This is a genomic window from Ferruginibacter sp., assembly GCF_031391665.1.
GTDB lineage: Bacteria > Bacteroidota > Bacteroidia > Chitinophagales > Chitinophagaceae > Ferruginibacter.
The window spans coordinates 1-1,656 of sequence record NZ_JANMUN010000050.1; the positions used below are offsets into that span (position 1 = coordinate 1).

Here is a 1,656-nt window from a genome sequence, read left to right on the forward strand (position 1 = left end):
CGAGTGCAGAGACACAAGCGATTGCAAGTTATTTGCTCAATTTGAATAACTAAAAGCAATTGACACAAAGGGCGTGACGACCGAGAAATCTTACTGCTGCCAACTGTCTCGTCCTGAAATAGGTTGAAACGAAATCGTGTAAATCTAAATCAGACAACTCTTGACAATTGACAAAGTATTAATCACACATTCCAATTTTTTTTCCCATTAACTTGATTTTTAATTGGTATCTGCTCAATAATAAATTTGTAACCCCTGCCATGTACGTTAATAAATTTAAAGGAGTTATCATCGCCTAATTTCTTACGTAATTTAGACACCAATACATCAACATTTCTACTGATCACAACTATACCTTCATCTTCCCAAATTTCTTTCATTAGTTTTTCCCTTTCTACGATTTGATTTATATTTTCTGCAAATATTTTTAGTGCTTTTGTTTCTTTTTCCGAAAGCGCAATACTTTTATGCTCACTTTTAAGAACATTATTATCTGTATAAAACCTAAAGTTTCCTAATTGTATATAATCATTATCATCGGAGATTGATGCTGCCTCTTCTTTTTTCCGAAACTTATCTTTCACATAAAAACCAACAAAACCCAAAGGAATGATCAACAGCAACAACAAAAAGAAATTAAACTTATTTTTCTTCAAAAGATCAATTTCAATAACATAACAACCAACCTCCAGCGTACGACCCCTGCAAGGTGTTAAATCGCCTGTTTGGCCATTTATTTCGAATGCAAAGACAGTTTCATTTTGTTTACAATTCCTCAAACTCACTATATAATCGTTTGCCAGGGCATTTTTTTTAAATGTTCGTTGAACTAAATTGATGAGTGTATCTGAAATAAAACCAAAGTCATTTTGAAAGGAGATCTGGTATGTATGTTCATTTAATTTCTTAACCGGCAGCACCCGGGATGAAGAATCTTTAGCTGAAAGCAAAAGCTGATGTCCTATATCACGTAATACCACTTGCAAATGATTCTCAGGAATTTCATTTTTTTTATTGATAAATGCAACAGCAGAGATCAAAATACCAACTATTATGATTGAAGATCCGAACAGAATAAATGGCTTCATGTGTGCAAAATAATCTATTATACCTCAGTTTTCGGTGGTTTTACAAACCTTTTACACATCTTTTACAAGTTTTTACTACTAAAATGCCTCAGGATAGTTGACCCCCAATATATTTACATTATTGTTTCACCAAATAAACTATAGTCATGCATATCATCTATAACCTCGCTTTTGGGCTCCTTTTTCAATTTTTATTTGACTTTGACCGGGTGGTAGAAAATCCACGGTCGTCCTGTTGCCTGGATAGTCAGCAAGTACAAACAAGAGATAAGGCCGGAGCTGCAAACATCGTTTTTAAATCTACTGATGGCGGACAAACATGGCAGGACATTAGCGAAGGGCTGCCTGAAAACTTTCGCGAAGATGATGTGCAGCGGGATGGTTTCTTTACTAATGATAATGGATTCTATTTACGTACCGACAATGGGCTATATCACAGTCAACGAAATTCCACAGTTCCATTTTGGATAAAAGAGATTTTCCCTGGCCAACAGAGCAGGATAGCGCCTGGCAGGACCGGAATATTGGCTTACAACTATGAGGGTCAATTTTTACAAAAAATAAACGG

Annotated in this window: 2 protein-coding genes; one reads left to right on the top strand and one right to left on the bottom strand. The window is 35.3% G+C overall.

The window, feature by feature from the left end:
• Window positions 1-182: 182 nt before the first annotated feature.
• Window positions 183-1,088, bottom strand: a complete 906-nt coding sequence (locus ACY651_RS03830; RefSeq protein ID WP_462249878.1) for a helix-turn-helix domain-containing protein — start codon at window positions 1,086-1,088, stop codon at window positions 183-185.
• Window positions 1,089-1,234: 146 nt separating this feature from the next.
• Here ACY651_RS03830 and ACY651_RS03835 point away from each other — a divergent pair.
• Window positions 1,235-1,656, top strand: a 422-nt coding sequence (locus ACY651_RS03835; RefSeq protein ID WP_462249880.1) for a WD40/YVTN/BNR-like repeat-containing protein, incomplete at its 3' end; no start/stop codon positions are given.